At 40.5% G+C, this 1,352-nt stretch carries 1 protein-coding gene; it reads right to left on the bottom strand.

Annotation, left to right across the window (positions count from 1 at the left end; translation table 11 throughout):
* Positions 1 to 48: 48 nt before the first annotated feature.
* Positions 49 to 1,035 carry an IS110 family transposase gene (locus tag DXD25_RS14055; RefSeq protein ID WP_158556346.1) on the bottom strand — a complete coding sequence of 329 codons (987 nt, stop codon included), beginning with the start codon at positions 1,033 to 1,035 and terminating at the stop codon, positions 49 to 51.
* Positions 1,036 to 1,352 lie beyond the last annotated feature (317 nt).

Raw genomic sequence — 1,352 nt, 5'->3', positions numbered from 1 at the left:
CGCCCTGTTTTACTCTAATAGAGCAAGCTTTGAGCGCATTTTTTAACGTTAATTATGTTTAACGACCCTTGGGTCTTGCCTGATGAAGTTTGCGTCATAGTATTCACCTTTTTCCACGAGGGTGAATATGATCCTTAGCAACTTGTTTGCTATGGCATTTAGTACATAATGACGCGGCTTTTTATCTATTAAAGTACGCCTCTCGTAATACAGTTTAATCTCCTTGTTGTGCAATCTGGCGCTTTCTGCGCAGATGTACAACAAGGTCTTTGAACGTCTATTACCAATCTTGGATATATGTGCTCCCTTGTCCATTTTCCCCGATGATTTTTCGTATGGCGCAGTTCCTGCATAAGCAGCATATTGGCGCGCTGTAGTTATTTTTGTGAAATTCTCTGTTTTTACCAATAGTTCTACTGCGGTAATCAGCCCAACTCCATCGACACTTTTAACAAGCTCATAGTTGTGGTGAATGCTCTCATGTCCATTTATGACTTTCAACATTTCTTTTTCCGTCTCTGCAATTTCCGTATCCAACATCTCTTTGATACGGTCCATGCTTCGCTTGACGGCAAGACTTCTGATAGGACGACAATCCTCGCTCTTGTCGGCTGTTATTAGCTGCTTACGCTGTTCTACAAGCATTTCTCGGTGGCGTGCCAATTGACGAAGCTCATATAGAGCCTCTTCTGGAAACGTCTTGTATTTCAGCTTATCAGGATATCTCTCTCCAAAATCTCTGAGCAGTGCACAATCCAGGACATCCGTCTTGGCACGGTCAGGGGTAGTTCTATATCTGTGGATGACATATCCACCCACAAAGGCAATCTTTACATTGCTATCCATGCAGCACTTCAAGAGGGTATCACCATAAACTCCGGTATGCTCAGCAACCAATACAGCATCGCTAGGAAGGCCTTTAAAAAACTTTCCAATACCCTTTAAATTGTTCGTTACAACCTTATGTGAAGGTTGGTTTGATACTTTTTTTGATGTCAAGTCGAAAAAACTTACGTCAAATTTCTCTTTTGCCAAATCTATTCCGTATATTTGCATTTTGAATGAAGTTTTTAATAAGAAGGGTGCTCCGTTCTGAGCGGCTACAACTATACTACGAGTCCTGTCTTGTTCTACACAAGCAGGCTAATTTACTCTCAAGCTTCTGCTCAGAAAATATCCAGTTCCCCAAACAGGGCTAAGCCTTTACTATGCTAGAAAGGGCACAGGGTTAACGCTGGATATGGAGTATTCTTCTTTTTTTATTGTACTTATCTAATTTTCTGCAAAGTTAACAAAAGTTTGCAGATATAAAGATTTTCACCTCTTTATTTTTCCAAGTGCAAATATAATAG

Source organism: Prevotella sp. TF12-30 (genome assembly GCF_003436715.1).
Lineage (GTDB): Bacteria > Bacteroidota > Bacteroidia > Bacteroidales > Bacteroidaceae > Prevotella > Prevotella copri_A.
This window is presented reverse-complemented; position numbering and strand designations above follow the sequence as displayed.